At 66.2% G+C, this 15,491-nt stretch carries 20 protein-coding genes; 2 read left to right on the top strand and 18 right to left on the bottom strand.

Annotation, left to right across the window (positions count from 1 at the left end):
- Positions 1 to 800: tape measure protein (locus ACM9LZ_RS24860; protein WP_416622204.1), on the bottom strand; the 800-nt coding region annotated here is incomplete at its 3' end.
- A gap of 66 nt (positions 801 to 866) precedes the next feature.
- Here ACM9LZ_RS24860 and ACM9LZ_RS24865 point away from each other — a divergent pair.
- Positions 867 to 1,193 carry a hypothetical protein gene (locus ACM9LZ_RS24865; protein ID WP_416622205.1) on the top strand — a complete coding sequence of 109 codons (327 nt, stop codon included), beginning with the start codon at positions 867 to 869 and terminating at the stop codon, positions 1,191 to 1,193.
- Between the two features lie 9 nt (positions 1,194 to 1,202).
- Positions 1,203 to 1,517 (top strand): hypothetical protein, encoded by a 315-nt coding sequence (locus ACM9LZ_RS24870; protein ID WP_416622206.1) that lies wholly within the window; start codon positions 1,203 to 1,205, stop codon positions 1,515 to 1,517.
- Between the two features lie 66 nt (positions 1,518 to 1,583).
- Here the strand turns inward: ACM9LZ_RS24870 and ACM9LZ_RS24875 are convergent, their stop codons facing one another.
- The 17 genes from ACM9LZ_RS24875 to ACM9LZ_RS24955 all read right to left on the bottom strand — a co-directional run.
- On the bottom strand, positions 1,584 to 1,733 hold the full coding sequence (locus ACM9LZ_RS24875) for a hypothetical protein (RefSeq protein ID WP_416622207.1): 150 nt from the start codon (positions 1,731 to 1,733) through the stop codon (positions 1,584 to 1,586).
- Between the two features lie 65 nt (positions 1,734 to 1,798).
- On the bottom strand, positions 1,799 to 2,203 hold the full coding sequence (locus tag ACM9LZ_RS24880; protein WP_416622208.1) for a hypothetical protein: 405 nt from the start codon (positions 2,201 to 2,203) through the stop codon (positions 1,799 to 1,801).
- A 74-nt stretch (positions 2,204 to 2,277) separates the two neighbouring features.
- The gene (locus ACM9LZ_RS24885) at positions 2,278 to 2,763 is read right to left on the bottom strand and encodes a hypothetical protein (RefSeq protein ID WP_416622209.1); all 486 of its coding nucleotides are present in this window, start codon (positions 2,761 to 2,763) and stop codon (positions 2,278 to 2,280) included.
- Between the two features lie 36 nt (positions 2,764 to 2,799).
- Positions 2,800 to 3,345, bottom strand: a complete 546-nt coding sequence (locus ACM9LZ_RS24890) for a hypothetical protein (protein ID WP_416622210.1) — start codon at positions 3,343 to 3,345, stop codon at positions 2,800 to 2,802.
- On the bottom strand, positions 3,342 to 3,794 hold the full coding sequence (locus tag ACM9LZ_RS24895; RefSeq protein WP_416622211.1) for a hypothetical protein: 453 nt from the start codon (positions 3,792 to 3,794) through the stop codon (positions 3,342 to 3,344). The genes ACM9LZ_RS24890 and ACM9LZ_RS24895 overlap by 4 nt, the downstream gene beginning before the upstream one ends.
- Positions 3,794 to 4,102 (bottom strand): head-tail joining protein, encoded by a 309-nt coding sequence (locus tag ACM9LZ_RS24900; protein ID WP_416622212.1) that lies wholly within the window; start codon positions 4,100 to 4,102, stop codon positions 3,794 to 3,796. Before ACM9LZ_RS24900 ends, ACM9LZ_RS24895 begins: the two co-directional genes overlap by 1 nt.
- 12 nt (positions 4,103 to 4,114) lie before the next feature.
- Positions 4,115 to 4,603: a hypothetical protein gene (locus ACM9LZ_RS24905; RefSeq protein WP_416622213.1), complete on the bottom strand. Its 489-nt coding sequence runs from the start codon at positions 4,601 to 4,603 to the stop codon at positions 4,115 to 4,117.
- A gap of 31 nt (positions 4,604 to 4,634) precedes the next feature.
- The gene (locus ACM9LZ_RS24910) at positions 4,635 to 5,711 is read right to left on the bottom strand and encodes a major capsid protein (protein ID WP_416622214.1); all 1,077 of its coding nucleotides are present in this window, start codon (positions 5,709 to 5,711) and stop codon (positions 4,635 to 4,637) included.
- 34 nt (positions 5,712 to 5,745) lie between these two features.
- Positions 5,746 to 6,117, bottom strand: a complete 372-nt coding sequence (locus tag ACM9LZ_RS24915; protein ID WP_416622215.1) for a head decoration protein — start codon at positions 6,115 to 6,117, stop codon at positions 5,746 to 5,748.
- A 22-nt stretch (positions 6,118 to 6,139) separates the two neighbouring features.
- Positions 6,140 to 7,375: a S49 family peptidase gene (locus ACM9LZ_RS24920; RefSeq protein WP_416622216.1), complete on the bottom strand. Its 1,236-nt coding sequence runs from the start codon at positions 7,373 to 7,375 to the stop codon at positions 6,140 to 6,142.
- Positions 7,372 to 8,913: a phage portal protein gene (locus ACM9LZ_RS24925; protein WP_416622217.1), complete on the bottom strand. Its 1,542-nt coding sequence runs from the start codon at positions 8,911 to 8,913 to the stop codon at positions 7,372 to 7,374. The genes ACM9LZ_RS24920 and ACM9LZ_RS24925 overlap by 4 nt, the downstream gene beginning before the upstream one ends.
- The gene (locus ACM9LZ_RS24930; protein ID WP_416622218.1) at positions 8,913 to 9,161 is read right to left on the bottom strand and encodes a hypothetical protein; all 249 of its coding nucleotides are present in this window, start codon (positions 9,159 to 9,161) and stop codon (positions 8,913 to 8,915) included. The genes ACM9LZ_RS24925 and ACM9LZ_RS24930 overlap by 1 nt, the downstream gene beginning before the upstream one ends.
- Before the next feature lie 10 nt (positions 9,162 to 9,171).
- The gene (locus ACM9LZ_RS24935) at positions 9,172 to 11,226 is read right to left on the bottom strand and encodes a phage terminase large subunit family protein (protein WP_416622219.1); all 2,055 of its coding nucleotides are present in this window, start codon (positions 11,224 to 11,226) and stop codon (positions 9,172 to 9,174) included.
- Between the two features lie 121 nt (positions 11,227 to 11,347).
- Complete coding sequence (locus ACM9LZ_RS24940) at positions 11,348 to 11,962, bottom strand: hypothetical protein (protein WP_416622220.1); 615 nt, start codon at positions 11,960 to 11,962, stop codon at positions 11,348 to 11,350.
- Positions 11,963 to 12,124: 162 nt separating this feature from the next.
- Entirely contained in the window at positions 12,125 to 12,847 is a 723-nt protein-coding gene (locus tag ACM9LZ_RS24945) for a hypothetical protein (RefSeq protein ID WP_416622221.1), read from the bottom strand.
- 77 nt (positions 12,848 to 12,924) lie between these two features.
- Positions 12,925 to 13,731, bottom strand: coding sequence for a hypothetical protein (locus ACM9LZ_RS24950; protein WP_416622222.1), 807 nt, complete (start codon positions 13,729 to 13,731; stop codon positions 12,925 to 12,927).
- A gap of 298 nt (positions 13,732 to 14,029) precedes the next feature.
- The coding region (locus ACM9LZ_RS24955; protein WP_416622223.1) for a DNA primase family protein at positions 14,030 to 15,491 on the bottom strand (1,462 nt) is incomplete at its 5' end.

The raw sequence follows: 15,491 nt of genomic DNA on the forward strand, positions 1-15,491 counted from the left end.
TTATCCATCTCGGCCAGGAACCGCGTCCATGCCGTCGAAGCATTTCCGCTCGCACGATCCATGGTCAGCGGCATCTGCGCGAAGGCGGCATCCACTTCTTCCGCACCGGCCAGCAACCCCCGAAAAACCTTGTCGGCGGTCAACTGTCCTTCCGATCCCATCTTGCGCAACTGGCCGATGGTCACCCCCAGGTTCCGCGCCAGCAGGTCGGCCAGGGTCGGCATCGTCTCCAGCACCGACCGCAATTCATCACCCTGCAACCGTCCCGATGCCAGGGCCTGCGCCAGCTGCGTCGCCGCGCTGCTGGCTTCCACCCGGCTGGCGCCGGCAACGACCCCCAGCTTGCCGATGATATCAATCAGCTTCACCACCTCCCCCCGGGTCGCGCCGATATCGCGGGCCGCCAGGCTGAAACGCACGAACTGGCCGGCGGCCTCCTCGATGGAGCCGCCGGTCTGTCCCACCGTTTCCAGCAAATCGCGATAGACTTCCTTGGCGGCACCGATGCTGCCGGTTGCCACCTTGAACCGGCCCTCCATCTGAACGGCCTTATCCCCCGCTTGCGCCATGTCCGTCGCGACGTTGCGCAGAATATTCAGCCCGCCCAGGGCCGCGAACAGCCCGGTCACCGCCGCCGTGGCCCGCCCCAGACCGATGGCAAGGCCCTTGCCCGCCCCGTCGGCCTGCTGCTCGGCGCGCTTCTGAAACCGTTCGATTTCCGCCTTGGCGTTAGCCAACTCACCGCGCAGCCCCGCCATGTCGGCCGAAATCTTGATAATCAGGTCCGTAACATCGGTCATCTCAACTCTCCTGACACGTGCCGGCTCATGCGTTATCTTTCCCGTTTTAAGAACAGGAGGATATACATGCGCACGATAGGGTGGATTGTGGCCGCGATCGGCCTTCTGGTGATTGTTTTGGCATGGACAATGGACGTCGCGGCGCCCGGGGGGCACATCGCCAACCTGGACTTGATGAACACAAGACTGATCTATGTGATCACTGGTGGCTTCTTCATGATCGGCGGTCTGATGCTGGTCGGCATTTCAAACCTGACCGGCCCGGCAAAACGACCGGCCGAACTGGATGGCGGAACGACGGCACCCAGTTCGGCCGACAACTCGGGTGTGATGCTGATGATATTCCTGGCGGCGGGGGCAGGCGCCATCGTTCTCGCCGCCCTTTTTACGTAGGAGGGAGGCATGGAACTATTGGCACTGGCCTTCATCGGCGGAGGGGTCGTCGCCATCATCGCTGCCAGCAAGGACAGGAGCCCCTTTCTCTGGTTCCTCTATGGCGCGCTGATTTTCCCGTTTGCCCTGACCCAGATCCTGGTGTCGCGATCCCTGGAACCGGAAAGCACCCCGCCGGAAAGCCCTCCGATGTCCGACATCATCGTGATGCACAAGGGACACAGGCTGGCTATCAACCGGCAGGACGGCACTACTGCCGTGGACGATCTCCGTTTTGCCACCCCGCAAGATGCGCAGGAATATATCGACCGGCAGGCATACTGATAAACGCCGTGCTGTTGGCCGCTTATTTTTTGCCGACAGCGAGGCCGCCCGACGGCGGGGCTGTAATCACGCCCTCGCATCCAGGAACGCCATGATCTCCGCATCCGTCGCCGGCTTCGGCTTTCGCTTGCCCCCGAAGGGATTGGTCAGCGTCGCCCATTCCACCCGTCCGTCAAGCGCCAGCAGGATTTGCGGGATGGGGGTGGCAAGCGCCACCGCCGGCACCCATCCCAGCCACCCCGTGGCCTGCCGGAACAACTCATCGCAATAGGCACCCAGGGTCAGGCGCCGGCCGCCTGCGGGGGGTTTCCCTCCCCGTCCTCGTCGCCATCGCCGCCTTCATCCTCGCCCTCATCGGCCGCCTGGTCCAGCGGCTGGCCGCCATTGGCCAAGATCAGGAGATACTGGTTCAGCGCACCGGTCAGCGTGACCATGCGGGCCTTCCAGACCAGTCTTTCCAGCCGCTTGGCCAGCCGGTCATCGGCGCCGCACCCGTACCGGATGACGGTGACATAGGCGGGGAAATCCATGCCAAGGACGCGCGACATGGCCTGCGTCAGGCCGCCGAATTCCCGGCTGATCGCCTTGATCGCGCCGATGGACGGCACCAGCGACAGCGTTTCGTCGCCCAGCGTGATGGTGATGGTGCCGTCATCCAGCGACGGCAGGGGCTTGTCGGACATCATTCTTCTTTCTGCTTGCGGTTCTTTTCACGGCGGCCGGCCCCCGCGAACGCGGTTCGCGGGGGCCGGCTGTGGGCTTAGCTGCCCGCCAGCTTGGCACCCTTGACCACCTTGGTCGTCAGGGCCAGCGCGGTCTGGCCCGTGATGGCCCCGTTGATCTGGCTGGGGTCCTCCGGCGCCCCCAGGGCCGCGGCGGCGAAATAGCGCCGGGTCGGCTTCGACCCTTCCCCCGGCGGCTTGTCCGGAAACTCGACCTTGAAATGGTAGCGGTTTTGGGTGTCGGCCACCGCGGCGGCCAGGGCCGCCTGTCCGGGCCGGCCCGGCAGCAGGTTATAGGTCAGGTTCAGCGTGCCGGCATTGGCCGTGCCCTTACCCACCTGCTCCACGTCATCGTCATAGGTCGGCGCCCGGACCTCCTGGTAGCTTTCGCCGAAGGCGGACATGGCCGTCAGGCCCTCCACCTTCACCCAATCCTCGTCCTCGAGGGCGTCATACGCCTCCAGGGACAGGGGCACCCCCTCATAGACCGGCCCCACATAGACGGCCGTCTTGAACCCGGTCATGAAACCAGCGCTCATCATACTCTCCTTTGCTGTGGATCAATCCCGCGGCAGGCGCGGCGGGGATAGCGGGGCGGCAAGCCAGTCACGATCGGGCTGGCCGAACAGGCGGGCGGTCCAGCCGCCCATGGACCGGACATGACGGGACAGGGCCGGCGCGGCGTTGCGCCACCCTTCCCGGTAATAAGGACCCCAGGGGGCCAGCGTATGCGGGCCGGCATGATGCGGGCCGTCATCGATGGGCACGCCGGCCAGCACGACGCGCGTAGCCCCCAGGGCAAACGCGACCTCCACGGCATAAAGGCCGGACGTGCCGTGCCAATGGGCCCGTCGCGGCATCACATGCGTCACCCCCGCCTCTTCTGTCGGAGCATAGACCCGCGCCACGGGCGCGGAGCGGCCGGCCAGCCACCCGGCCAGACGGTCGGGATGCAAACTGGCCGCCACGTCCAGCGGGCCGGGCCAGTCCCGGATCTGGTCATTCACGGCGATAACCAGATCCGGGACCACAGGCAGGGACAGCGCCTCTGTCATGACGCCGGCCCCGCACCCGACGACAAGCGCCGTGACCGGCGCCGCCGTCATTCAATTCCGCCGGGCTGGCCCGTCGGGGTCACGGTCCTGACCCGGTACTTCAACAGGGCGGCACCGTTGGTCACGACACCCTGCCCCCCGGCCAGACCGATTTCCGTTTCGGCCAGCATGCTGTCCTGGGCCAGGCCGCCCAGGGACGGGTCCATGTCCATCAGCACTTCCACCGCCGCGGCCAGTCCGTCCAGCATGTCATCCAGCCCGTCATTGGCGGCCACCCGGATATCGATCGCCAGTTCCAGGACACGGTCCAGCGCGTCATAACTTTGCCGGGCAGCCGTCTCCCGCAAGGCATAGACCAGGATCGCCGGCAGCTCATCCTCCCCCAGTTCCCGGACCCGCGACTTCAGGACACGGCCCGGCGGCAACAGGGCCGGGGACACGCCGGCGGCAAGCAAGGACACGACATGGTCTCGCAGCCTGCGGCGGATATGATGCGGCATCACACGGCCTCCAGGACGATGACCATCATGCCGGCAGCATCCGTCTCGGGCGCCGCCGCCGCCCGATAGGTCCGGCCGCGCAGCACGAACCTGTCGGCCAGCCGGTCCAGCCCGGGCAGGCTGGACGCGGGCAGCGAGAGGGTGACGATGGTAGAGGAGGCCCCGGCCACCATGCCGGGGTCCTGCGACAGGGGACGGAAATCGGGGACGGCCGTGACGGTACTCTCCGCCCCGCCGCCCCGCCGCCACGTGACGGGCTCCCCGAAAGACCGCATGCCAATGCGGCCCACGACGCTGAAATCGACCATGAAAATACTCCGTCAGGCCCCATAGTCGGGGGCCGGCTGAAAAAGACGGCAGCCGGGCGGCAGGTGGACGCCGATGCCGACACCATGCGCCAGACCCAGCAGGTAGTGGATGGCGGGGCGTTGGCGCCGGTATTCGTCGGTGGTGACCATCTCGACGCCGTAGAGCCCGATGACGGCCGGGCGATCCAGGATGGCGGCCGCCAACATGTAGGCAACGGAACTCGTCAGGACGCCAGGGCCGACCTGGGCACGGACGGCTGCCAGCGGATAAAGCGCTGCGTGCGGCAACGGGTCATGCAGCATGGTCAGGTTGGGCAGGCCCGCTAGATACCCTTCATACCCATGCCCGCCGTATCTTTGGCGATGACGGCGGGCATGGATGTCGAAATACCGGTCGACCCTTCCCGGCGGGCACCAGGGCATGGCCCAGACCTGCCAGCCGGGGGCCTGCGTTGGCGTCAACCGCGACGATGATCCACGGCCGACGATTGCGATGTGCATATCGTCCTCCCGGCACCATGGTGAGAGCAGGTCAGGTGCTGGGCGCACCCAGCACCAACTTGCGCAGGGCCATCGGGCGGGTGCAGACGGTCAGGACGTTGGACTGCGCCTCCTGCGTCATCATCCGTTCCGTCTGGCGGGACGGCGGCATGAAGCTGAAGATCGGCGGGCCCTTGATGCGGGTGTAGCCGATGACGTCCGGCGGGCCGTACAGCTGCCGGAACAGGCCCGGCACATCGACCGGGAACAGGCGGGCGGTATCCTGCGCGATCCCCACCTTGCCGTCGGGCGTGCCCTGGTAATCCACCCAGGTGATGCCGCCATAGCGGAAGCTCTTGAAGGCGACGCCACCGACGAACACATCGCCTTCCTTGCCCATGTCGCGGTTCCGGCGGGCGAACACGACTTCCTTGTTGTTGCGCACCCGGTCATAGAAGCCGGAATGGCACAGCGACATCAATGTCATGCCGGTGAAGGGCAGGCCATTCAGCTCCAGGGTGATTTCCCGGCTGAGTTCGATGCAGCGCTGCTCGAAGTCCGTGTCTTCCGCCGTGAATGCGCTGAAATTGATCTCCACATCGGCCGGCGCCGCAACGGAGAAATAGTCGTACCAGTCGTAAAGCGGCGAGCCGTCCTTGTCCAGCACCAGGCCCTGGATGCCCCCCAGCCGGTGGTACTCGTGGGTGAGGTTGAATTCCTGGCGCAGACCGAACGGCCCCTCCATCTGCTCGAACAGCAGGCCCTGAATGGACTGGAATTCGGGCTCGCCCGTCATGGCAGCCATGGTCAATGCCGCCTGGATTTCATCGGCCGTGGCCGTGCGCTCCTTCTTGATGTGCGCGACGGGCAGGGACGGCAGCAGCCCCTGCTTGGGATTGGTGCCCTGGTGGGCCGGGGAACCACGGGCACTGGTGGCGATGATGTCGATCGTGCCCGTCACGCCGGTCATGGCGACCGTGTGATCGACGACCCCTTCGGCACTGAACAGACGGCTGCCCAGGCTACCCAGGAAGCCGGGGACGAACGGCACCTGGTTGATGTGGTCGGTCAGCGTGATCGGCGAGAACGGCCGGCCGTTCACGATATCCGGGATGGAAACATTGCGCATGGAATGACCCTCGTTGTCGCGGCCGGGGCGGCGATCAGTTGCGGACGATGACGCCAAGTGCCGCCAGGGCGGCGATGGCGGCGTTCTTCTGGTTGGTGGTGATGCCGGCCGGCCAGTCCAGCACCAGCCCGTTCACCTCGCAGTCACGGACATGCGCCGTGGCACGGGTATCGGTGGCGACGGCGCCGGCATCGGCGTAAAGAACACCCGCCGCGTTCTCCGTGCCATCGTTCGCCGCCGGGGCCAGGCGCTTGTACTTGCCGGTGGCCGTCACCTGGCCCAGAACGGTGGCGGGCGGCAGGACGGCGCCGGCCGCGATGGTGATTTCCTCGCGCGACCGCGAGCCATTGGCCTCCGACACCAGGTGTTCGCCCGGCCGGATCGGCTCTTTCTGTACGAAATTCATGGGAATGCTCCGGATTAGGGGGTCAGGAGGGGCGGTAAGGCGCGTTCAGCGACTGATACATGCCGCGGTAGTCCAGGACGGGGGGCTTCGCCGGCCCCTCGGTGTCCGGGATGGCCGTGTCCACGGGCTGCGCCCCTTCGCGGGAGACCTTGGCGGCATTGGCCACAGACCGCGCCGCCTCCACCGTCATGCCGCTTTCCACCAGCACGGCGGCCATCTCCGGTACGCCGAACTGCTGGCACAGTTCCTTGATCTGGCCGGCCGACGCGATGCGGGCATCCAGGGCGGCCTGGGTGACGGCGCCGGCCGTCAGCATACCGGCGATCAGGCTGGGGTAGCCGGCGGTGGTCAGGGCCTGCGCCACGACGGCTGGGGGAAGCCCGGACGGCGGCTGGCTGGCCTGGGTGCCGCTGCCCGGTGCGGCATCGTTCAGACGGGCGTTGTCGCTTACGCTCATGATCATGTCCTTGAGGCTGGGTAGGGTTGCGTCGGCCAGCCGCAGGCGGATGGCATCGGCGGTGCGGAAAACGCGGGCTTCGGTCGCGCGGACCTCGTCCACGCTCAAATCCCGGCACGCCGCCACGAAGCTGACGAACCGGTCATAGGTGGCGTCCATGGACGCGTTGAATTCGGCCACCGCTCCTTCGGTCAGCGGCATGGTGGGCGACCCGTCGCCCTTGTGGTCGCCGCGCCAGAAATGCGTGATGGTGACCTTCTGGTCCTCGATCTGCCGGCTGAAATCCGCGTGATACCAAGCCACGCCGATGGACCCGACCTCCGCATCCGTCATCATCACGATGCGGCGGCAGGCGGCGGCAATGACATAGCCGCCGGACAGGGCGCGGGGCGACACCCAGGCATCGATCAGGGCGCCGGCCGCGACCAGCTCGCGGATGCGGTCACCCAGGGCAAAGCAGCCGTCGGACGTGCCGCCGGGACTGGCGATGTCCAGCACCACCCGGTGGCCGCTCCGCACGGCGTGGCAGATCTGGTCCTCGATCCCCTGGTAGCTGCACACGCCTGACCAGGCGTCCATGCCCCCGCCGCGGTGGACCAGCTTGCCGATGACGGGGATGACGGCCACGCCGGCATGCACGTAATACTCCCCGCCGCGGCGGGGCTCGCCCGACAGCGGGCCGTTGTAGCCGTCCAGACGCGCACCCGGCAGCAGGGCGGCCAGCACCGCGGCGCCATCGGCCGGATAGATCAGTTGGGGGCGGTTCAGCAGGCTGTAGAGGTAGAGGTTAGGGCGGTTCATTGCGCCGGCTCCGTCTGCGGTTCGTCATTGTCGGGATCGGGTGGCGGGGAGGGCCTGGTGCCGGCAACACGCCGGGCGGGCGGCAGCCCCGCCTCCCGCTGCCGGTCCCGCCTGATTTCCTCATCCACGGCTTCCGGATCGTCGCCCCGCCCCGCGATGATGGCGCTGCGCGACGTCAGCAGGTTTTCGATCTCCGTCACCTGCGCTTCGACATCCTGCTTGGGGTTCAGGTACTCCCACCGCTCCGGGACGAACGTCACCCGTTGCAAATCGGCCAGCGTGGCGGACCGGGGAAGCCTGATCGCCCCCGACGCCACGGCCAGGTCGATGAAACGGCGGACGATGGGGGCCGTGTGCTGGTGAATCAGCAGGTTCCATTGCCACTGCCTCGCCCGCCGCTTGAAGGTGGCGAACTGCGCCCGGAACGTCCGGTCGTTCGCCCCGGACCAATTGCCGGTCAGTTCTTCGAACAGCAGGTCCGCCGCCGCCGCGACCTGACGGTAGCTGGCATTCAGGAAGGCATCGAAATTGCCGCCAACGTCGGCCGGCTGGTGGAACTCCAGATCCTCGTTGACGTCCAGCACCTGCACGGTGCCGGCCTCCACGCCGATGGCCGGCAAGCCGCCATGCTTGTCCAGAATCTGACCCCAGATGGCCCCCAGCGCCTCGGCGTCCATGGTCGGCGGCGCCGGACGCTTCAGCACGCCGATGGCCTTGGCCACGGCCCCCTTGCGGATCTGTTCGCTGTCCAGATAGTCGCCGATATTGTACAGCGTGGTCATGGCCGCCGCCGCCCAGGGCAAGCCACGCTGCTGTCCGATACGCTCCTGGTTGAACAGGTGGCAGATATCCCCGGCGTCGACGCGCGTCATCAGCCAGGTATCCGGCGCACTGGTCAGCGGCACGTCCCCCGGGTGCTGCCGGTGCATCCAATAGGCGACGCGCCGGCCGATGGCATTGCGTTCGATGGCCTGGCGAACGCGGTTCGCGCCGTTCATCGTGCCGTAATGCAGCGGGAGCTGTTCCGCCGGAAGCTGCTGGATCTGCAATGGCACCGGCAATCCGTCGCCCAACAGCCGGGTGCGCATGCGGGCCAGGGCCTCGCCGCCGATGCAGGTTTCCGCCAGGGCCAGGGCCTGCTGCCCGTAAAAACCCAGAATGCCGTCGGCGTCCGACACATCCACCCAGGCATCGAACAGCTCATGGATGGCCTTGCGCAGGCCGGCATCGCCGACCATCCAGCGCGGCACGATGCCGGTGCCGACCACATGCACCGTGGTCAGGCTGGCCAAGCGGCGCGCCATGCCGTTGTTACGCACCAGGTCGCGGTTGCGGGCCCGCAGCAGTTCGCCGTCCTCGTCCACGATACTGTTCGGCCCGGCCGCCGTGCCCTGCCACCCGGCCAGACGCGTGCCCCGGCTGGCGGCCCAATGGGCCGATTTCGCGGGGCCGGGCGTGGTTGGTGCCGACAGGGCGGGGGCCATCTGGTCGACATACAGCCCTGTCCCCTTCACGCGCAGGCGCGTCTGAAAGGCCATCAGTAGTTCCCCCGGCTGACCAGCGTGAAGCTGCGATAGGCCGGCTGCGCGGCCGGTTGCCCGCCGCGCTGCGCCAACTCCGCATTCATGCTGCGGATCAGTCCTTCGACGTTGGTGATGGACCGCAGGGTCACGTCCCTGTCCTGGAAACGGATGCGCTCCGCGCCTTGGGCGTGGGCGACCAACAGGTCATCGCGCAGGCGCGTCAGATCGACGTCCGAAAGGGACGCAAAAATCTTGGCATCCATGATGTTCTCCTTACCGGGCCCTTGCCTGGGCCTGTCGGCGGCGGTCCAGCATGGCGGCCACCGTCGGCACGATGGGCGGCGGCGGCGGTTCCGACGCCGGCGTGCCGTCCTGCGCCGGTGGCGGCGCGGGCGGCAACGGGACCTGCTGGACCTTTATGCGATATGGCAGGGACGGCACGCCTTCCAGCAGGTCGCCCTGCTTGGGCTTGGGCCGCCGGGACAGGATCAGCAGTTCCCAATCCGCGTCCGTCATGGCGGTTTCACCGATGACATGGGCGGCCAATGCCCGCGCCCCGACGAAGCAGTCCAACCGGTCGTTGGTGCCCTTCTTGCGCCACTCCCGTTGGACCCTTCCCCGCTGTTCGCTGACATGCATGTACTCGTTGGTCAGTTCTTCGAAGAACGCCCTGTCGCATTCCCCGTTGAAATGGCCCAGGCCGGACCAGGGCTTGCCGTCCGGTGCCATCGGCTCGCTTTGTGACCGCACCATCCGGGCCAGGGCACCGAACAGTTCTTCCTTCTGCCCCCATGTCCCGACAGGCCACAGCAGGGTCGTTCCCAACTTCTGGCCCTGCCAGGTGATCGTGACCTTCGTCGGCGTGCCGATGGCCGGCAGCTTCGGCCCGCCGCGCCCATCGCAGGCGAACACCCGCTCGTAGCCGGCCCGCTTCATGTCTCGCGCGAACTTGTAGACGCGGTGGGTGGTAAAACCCGTGTCCACGCCGAAGGCATCAAAGCCCCAGCCCTGACCGTGCTGGTCGACATACCGGCGTTTGATCACGCTGGCCAGTTGCGCCCAGACATCGTCGCGGGTGGGATCGCCCTCGATGATCCCCCCGTCGATCCGCCAGAACTCCATCCCCCGGCCCCAGGCATAGGCGCACCATTTCAGCGCGTACCCCTGGACGTCGCAAAACCCTGTCACGAACAGCGCCCCGTCCGGCAGGGTCCGGAAGGGAAACTTCTCGATGCACGCCAGCAGCTTGTCGACTTCCGGCGCATCGCCCTTGGGCTCATAGGGTTCGCCCAAGGTCTGTTGCCAGAAGGTCTTGGCCTTCTCCGCATCGTTGCCGATGTCCAGATACTCGCCGACGATAAGGTCCCAACTGCTGGTCAGGGTGTAGGCTTGCCAGATATGGAACGACGGGTCGCGCCCGCCCGATCCCCGCGCCCGATACGCTGCCACGGCCTCTGCCGGTATCCACTCGCCCGGCGGGCCGATGTCGCCATCGACCACGCCGTCCTCATCATGCTCTTGGCGCGGATAGGTCTTCAGCCACACCGCCCGGTCGTTGGCGACCATCCAGTCACGATGGTGGAAATCGATGCGGCACTTCTTGGCGGCGCAGACGAAGTGGGCGCCGAACGGCTTCTTGTCCCTATCCCTGGACAGGTTCTTGAACAGCAGTTGCTGATAGGCACCACAGACCGGGCAGGGCACATAGCGCATGCGCATGTCGCCCGCCTCGAACAGGGCGGTGATGCGGCAGGTGCCTTTCAGGCCCGGCGTGCTGGGCACATAGACCTTGGCGCCGAAATACTCGCGATAGGTCTTCGTGCGCGCGATGGCTTGGTCCAGCGGGTCGCCGCGTCCACCCACGTCCTTGGGATAGCCCGTCACCTCTTCCGCAATGATGATGCGGTAGGACACCATCTGCAGGGGCTTCGGCGTGCTGGCCGGGGCGATGATCGCGTATCCACCCCTGAATTTCTTCATGGAGGTGGTGGACCCGTCCTCATCCCGGCCCTTCTGTTCCCGGACCTTCGCCGATAGCGCCGGGGTGACATCGATCGTAGGGCCAAGCTTGATCTTGGCGAACTTCCGCGCTTCGTCGTTCGACGGCAACAAAACAAGGATGGGCGATGGATCCTCGTCAATCACCTGACCGATCAGGTTGATGCCGGCCTCCGTCTTGGTCGACTGCGCCGACGCGCGCATGGCCACCAGGAAGCAAGGATCGTCCAGGGACAGGCATTGCTGCGGCTCGACCATGTGGGGGGAGTTCTCGTTCTCCCACCGGACCTTGCCATTCAGCGCATAGGGGGAGCCGCTTTCCGGCGACACCCACCGCTCTTCCTTGGCCCAGACATTCACCCGCCGTCGCTTTCGCGGCCGGATACCGTTGGCAAACCCATCAAGCAGCCCGCGCCGTCCATCCGCCAGATGGGGGAAGCGCCGACGCAGATCAGAACTCGGGGTCTTCGATGTCCTTTCCATCCAACAGTTTCTCCACGGCCTGGGCCAATCTCTCCTCGCACGCCTTGTCGCTGTCCCTGATGGTCTGGGCGATAGCGGAGGGATCGCCCTTTGCCGCCTGAATGGCAGCCACAAGGGGGCGGATGCGGGCGGCCTGGGTTCGGCGCAGCAGTTGGGCCAGCTCGAAGCCCGCATCGGCGAAATCAGCCACCGGCGCCAACTCCTTCTGGCGCTCCAGATTGTCCATCTCCACGCGGTCGGCTTGGTTCCTGACCATGCGGACCCGCTCGCGGCCCAGTTCCCCCTCCGTAGACGTACCGCGCGCCCCTGCCCCCGGTGCCGGGGGCTCTTCCTCGTCGCTGCTGTCGTCATAGGCAGCTTCCGGCAGGGGCAATTCCATGCCGCGCGCCATATAGGCCGCCGCCTGTTTTTCCGGCTCCAGATGGTTGCTGCGGGCATACCGCACTTCCGCCAGGTCAACCAGAGGCTGGGCCTTGGTGCCGTAGTTCTTGAAGTGCTTGCCGATACCGCGGGAGATGGTGGAGGGCGCAACCCCCAATTCCTTGGCGGCCTGCCTGACACCCATCAATTGCCGTTCGGCCATGGCGTTGCGTCCCTTGTTGCATGGTGTTGCGCTGTTGCGCCCTGTTGCACCAAACCTGCAACACCCACACTAGCGAAACTGCAGGGTTCGAATTACCCCTACGAGGTCGCCCCTCCCAGGGGCCCCGTCGGACAGGGGGTGTGTCCCACATGGGGGGAGGGGTCAGAGGCGGGCGGTCCGAAGGGCCTTGGCCAGGGCAAGGCGGTACTGCCGTGGATACTCCCCCTGGGTCAGCATCCGCGCCGTCTCATGCCAGGGCAGCATCGGCTTGTACTTCGCCTCGCGGGTGAAGATGACGACAGGTTTCGCCGGCCCTTTCCGCCCTTTCGGCCGCATCCAGACACCGGCAGGCTTCCCGGCCCACTTGGTTTTCTTCACGAAGAACTCTTCGCGTTTGCGTGCCGCTGACTTCGCCGTCCTGTTGGCGACATAGCCCTGTTCGCCGAACGCCTTGACGCCCGACAGCATGCGCACGATCAGCGGTGCCGGGATATTGCCGGCGGCGTTGACGAAGGCGGCCCCGCCGACCGTCATCATACCAGCGGGCAGCATGCCCTTGAGCGCCAAGGCCCGCTCATAGCGCTTCAGCCGCCGCAACCCGCCATGGACCAGCGGTTCCAGATACTTGTACGCTGGCGTTCCCTTGCCGGCATTGAAGCGGAAATCCACGGTGGCGGTGGTTTCCCCCCGCCGGGCGAACCGGATGAAGGTGCTGTTGAGGGTGAAGCCCACCGGCTGGTCCAGCCGTTCCTGCATCGTGGCGCGCAGCTTCTGCTGCACCACCTTGGCGGTTTCGTTGGCGGCCAGCCCGGCGGCAAAGACCGCCTGCTTGTGCAGACCAGACAGTTTGCGCAAGGCGCCGCTCGCATCGATGGTGGACCGCATCGCAGCACCCCCAAATGAAACGCCCCGGAAAGCCTTTCGGCCCCGGGGCGTAACTGTCATACGGTGCCTGAAACTGGTCACGAGTTGTCCCCGCTGTCAACCGCTTTCCTCGCCCCCGCATCGATCACAGCCCAGATACCCCGCACATCATTGACATAGGCGGCCAGCGCGTCACAGACCAGCCGCATGATAACCCCATGACGGCACACGCATATCCGCTCGATCTCCGACCGCGCCCGCCGCTCGACCACGATGGCGCGGAAGATATCCGCCACCGTCATCACCTCGCCCTCTCGCCCGCCCCGGCGCTGAAACCGCCGCGAATCCGCAGAGAGCCGGGCCATGAAGTCCCCGACCCGCCCCCCGGCATGGTGCCCGGCGCGATAGGTTTCCAGGTCCATGGCCCCCGCACGCGGGCTGGTATCCACCCGCACTGCCGCCGGATCGACGACGCGGATCATGGCGACGCCCCCCACCACTTCGGCCACCTGCCTGATCTCCATGGCCGCCCGAAGCTGATCCTTGTCGATCTTCCCCAAGCGGTAGAGCGACACAACCGGGTCCTGCCGCGTCACCGGCGCCACCAGCCCCGCCACCGCCGCCATTTCCGCCCCCTGCGCCCGCTGCGCCAGCAGGTCACGATCCAGGATGGCCGTCAGTTCGGCGATGACGGTATAGCCCGCATCCTCTGGCGCCAGCCGCCGATCCAGCGCCGCGCGCAGCCGCACCAGCGCCTGCCGCATCCCCGGGTGGCCGGGCGTCAGCGACAGGGCCAGCGACGCCATGCCGATCATGGCCTGTTCATCCGCCCGCACCCCGCCCGACCGCACCACACCCCGCGCCGGGGCACACGCCGCTGGTTTCCCCTTGAGAAAACGTTCCATGTTCACCCCCTTGGAGGGTTTTCAGACCCTCCGGAAACTGTCCGTCGAAAACAAGCAATCAATTCAATGGGTTTGGATGGTTGGGAGGGTTCGGATAGTTATCCTCGTAACACATATGAATAACCCATCCCCCACACCCCCTTTTTCATGCGCGCACCTGCGCGAAACCCTCCAAACTCTCCGAACTATCCAGAAGGCGCCGCCTGCCTCATCCCATTGCCCTGCCAACTATCCGGAGGGTTGGAGGGTTCAGGGTAAGACCACACCAAAGGAAGGGGCGCGGGGAAGGATCGGGCCATCATGTGCCCTCGCTCCAGGCAAAGCCGCCGGGCGTCCAGGCCACATCCAGGTACTGCACATTCCCCGACGTTTTCTTCTTCAGCGAAGCGGACAACCGCCGGCCCAGGGCCGTGCCTGACCACGGCTCATGCCCGTTATAGTTGCACCAGGCCTTGTAGGTACTGTACATCTCCGACCCGGTGATGGTCCGGCCCGGCGCCACCATGATGCAGGCTTTGATGAAATTTCCGACCGGGTCGCTGGCCGAACGGTACTCCGCTGTCTCGGCGCGCACGCTGGCCGGCTCGTTCAGCCCCTCCATGGCATAATCCAGCCAGCCGGCCACCAGCCACGCCGCCACCACGGACAGTTCATTGGCGATGATGCGCGGCACCATCGTGTCATCGCGCAGGTGGGCGCCCTTGTTCTCGGGCAGGTCCATTTCATGGGCATGAACCCATTTCTGCTTGAATTCCAGTACCTTAAGCCGTCGCCATGTACCGCCATCCGCGCCCTTCACGATGGGCTTTTCATTGCACTGCAATGTCAGGCGATGCTGCGGGGTAAAGCTGATGAAATGCTGATGCAATTGACGGACGCGCAGAACCGTGCGCTCTGTCAATTGCTTCAACTGCCCGGTATCCAGCTTCATGCCGCCTTCGGGCTCGCTGGCCACCACCATGCGCCGTCCGGGCAACTCGGCCAGATCGGGCCGCGCATCGCTGCCGCGCCGGCTGTCATCGCTTTTCAGACTTTCGACCGGCAACCGCATGGCATAATCGCCGGTCGCGGCCTCGACACATTCGGCCACCACCGATTTGCCGTTGCTCCCCCCGCCCGCCATGATCAGCATGGCCTGCTCATGTGGCGGCCCGCCGGTGCAATAGCCGAACCAGCGCCTGGCATAGCGGCGCTCACCATCATCGGGCAGGATCTGGGACACCGCGCGTTCCCATTCACTGCCCGCGCCGCCATCGCTGATATCGATCAGCAGGCTTTCGTCCCATGGCGCGCCCATGCACCGCGTCAGAAGGTCCAGCGGATCATGCGCCCTGAACCGCACGCGCGACGGCGTATCACCTGCACGCGGGCATAACTCCAATGTCCCGTTGGGGAAATTCAGCAGGTACGGCTTGGCATCCATCTCCTGGATATCGCGCTTCAATGCCGGCTCCGCCTGCGCCAGCATGCTGGTGGTGCGCGCCGCATTGCCGCTATTGACCGACCATTTCATCAGGCCGGCAACCTCCTTGGCCACGATGGACAGGATATCGCCCTGCGGATTGTTGCTCTGGGCCCGCCACCCGGCCGGCACCAGGCCCAGGCGCTGCGCCTCTTCCTGATACTGCCCGCCATCCAGAAACCGGAAATAGGCGCGCAGCGCTTCCGCCTCCCGCGCGATGGCCAGGGCGGCATCATGGGCGCGCTGCTTGGCATCGTACATGCCATGCTCGCCCCGCCACCGCGTGCCGTCCCAGGCG

Source organism: Niveispirillum fermenti, from assembly GCF_048066175.1.
GTDB classification, from domain to species: Bacteria; Pseudomonadota; Alphaproteobacteria; order Azospirillales; family Azospirillaceae; genus Niveispirillum; species Niveispirillum fermenti.

Coding starts and splice junctions, on each gene's coding strand:
- ACM9LZ_RS24865 (WP_416622205.1), top strand. CDS start 867: ATGCGCACGATAGGGTGGATTGTGGCCGCGATCGGCCTTCTGGTGATT.
- ACM9LZ_RS24870 (WP_416622206.1), top strand. CDS start 1,203: ATGGAACTATTGGCACTGGCCTTCATCGGCGGAGGGGTCGTCGCCATC.
- ACM9LZ_RS24880 (WP_416622208.1), bottom strand. CDS start 2,203: ATGATGTCCGACAAGCCCCTGCCGTCGCTGGATGACGGCACCATCACC.
- ACM9LZ_RS24885 (WP_416622209.1), bottom strand. CDS start 2,763: ATGACCGGGTTCAAGACGGCCGTCTATGTGGGGCCGGTCTATGAGGGG.
- ACM9LZ_RS24890 (WP_416622210.1), bottom strand. CDS start 3,345: ATGACGGCGGCGCCGGTCACGGCGCTTGTCGTCGGGTGCGGGGCCGGC.
- ACM9LZ_RS24895 (WP_416622211.1), bottom strand. CDS start 3,794: ATGCCGCATCATATCCGCCGCAGGCTGCGAGACCATGTCGTGTCCTTG.
- ACM9LZ_RS24900 (WP_416622212.1), bottom strand. CDS start 4,102: ATGGTCGATTTCAGCGTCGTGGGCCGCATTGGCATGCGGTCTTTCGGG.
- ACM9LZ_RS24905 (WP_416622213.1), bottom strand. CDS start 4,603: ATGCACATCGCAATCGTCGGCCGTGGATCATCGTCGCGGTTGACGCCA.
- ACM9LZ_RS24910 (WP_416622214.1), bottom strand. CDS start 5,711: ATGCGCAATGTTTCCATCCCGGATATCGTGAACGGCCGGCCGTTCTCG.
- ACM9LZ_RS24915 (WP_416622215.1), bottom strand. CDS start 6,117: ATGAATTTCGTACAGAAAGAGCCGATCCGGCCGGGCGAACACCTGGTG.
- ACM9LZ_RS24920 (WP_416622216.1), bottom strand. CDS start 7,375: ATGAACCGCCCTAACCTCTACCTCTACAGCCTGCTGAACCGCCCCCAA.
- ACM9LZ_RS24925 (WP_416622217.1), bottom strand. CDS start 8,913: ATGGCCTTTCAGACGCGCCTGCGCGTGAAGGGGACAGGGCTGTATGTC.
- ACM9LZ_RS24930 (WP_416622218.1), bottom strand. CDS start 9,161: ATGGATGCCAAGATTTTTGCGTCCCTTTCGGACGTCGATCTGACGCGC.
- ACM9LZ_RS24940 (WP_416622220.1), bottom strand. CDS start 11,962: ATGGCCGAACGGCAATTGATGGGTGTCAGGCAGGCCGCCAAGGAATTG.
- ACM9LZ_RS24945 (WP_416622221.1), bottom strand. CDS start 12,847: ATGCGGTCCACCATCGATGCGAGCGGCGCCTTGCGCAAACTGTCTGGT.
- ACM9LZ_RS24950 (WP_416622222.1), bottom strand. CDS start 13,731: ATGGAACGTTTTCTCAAGGGGAAACCAGCGGCGTGTGCCCCGGCGCGG.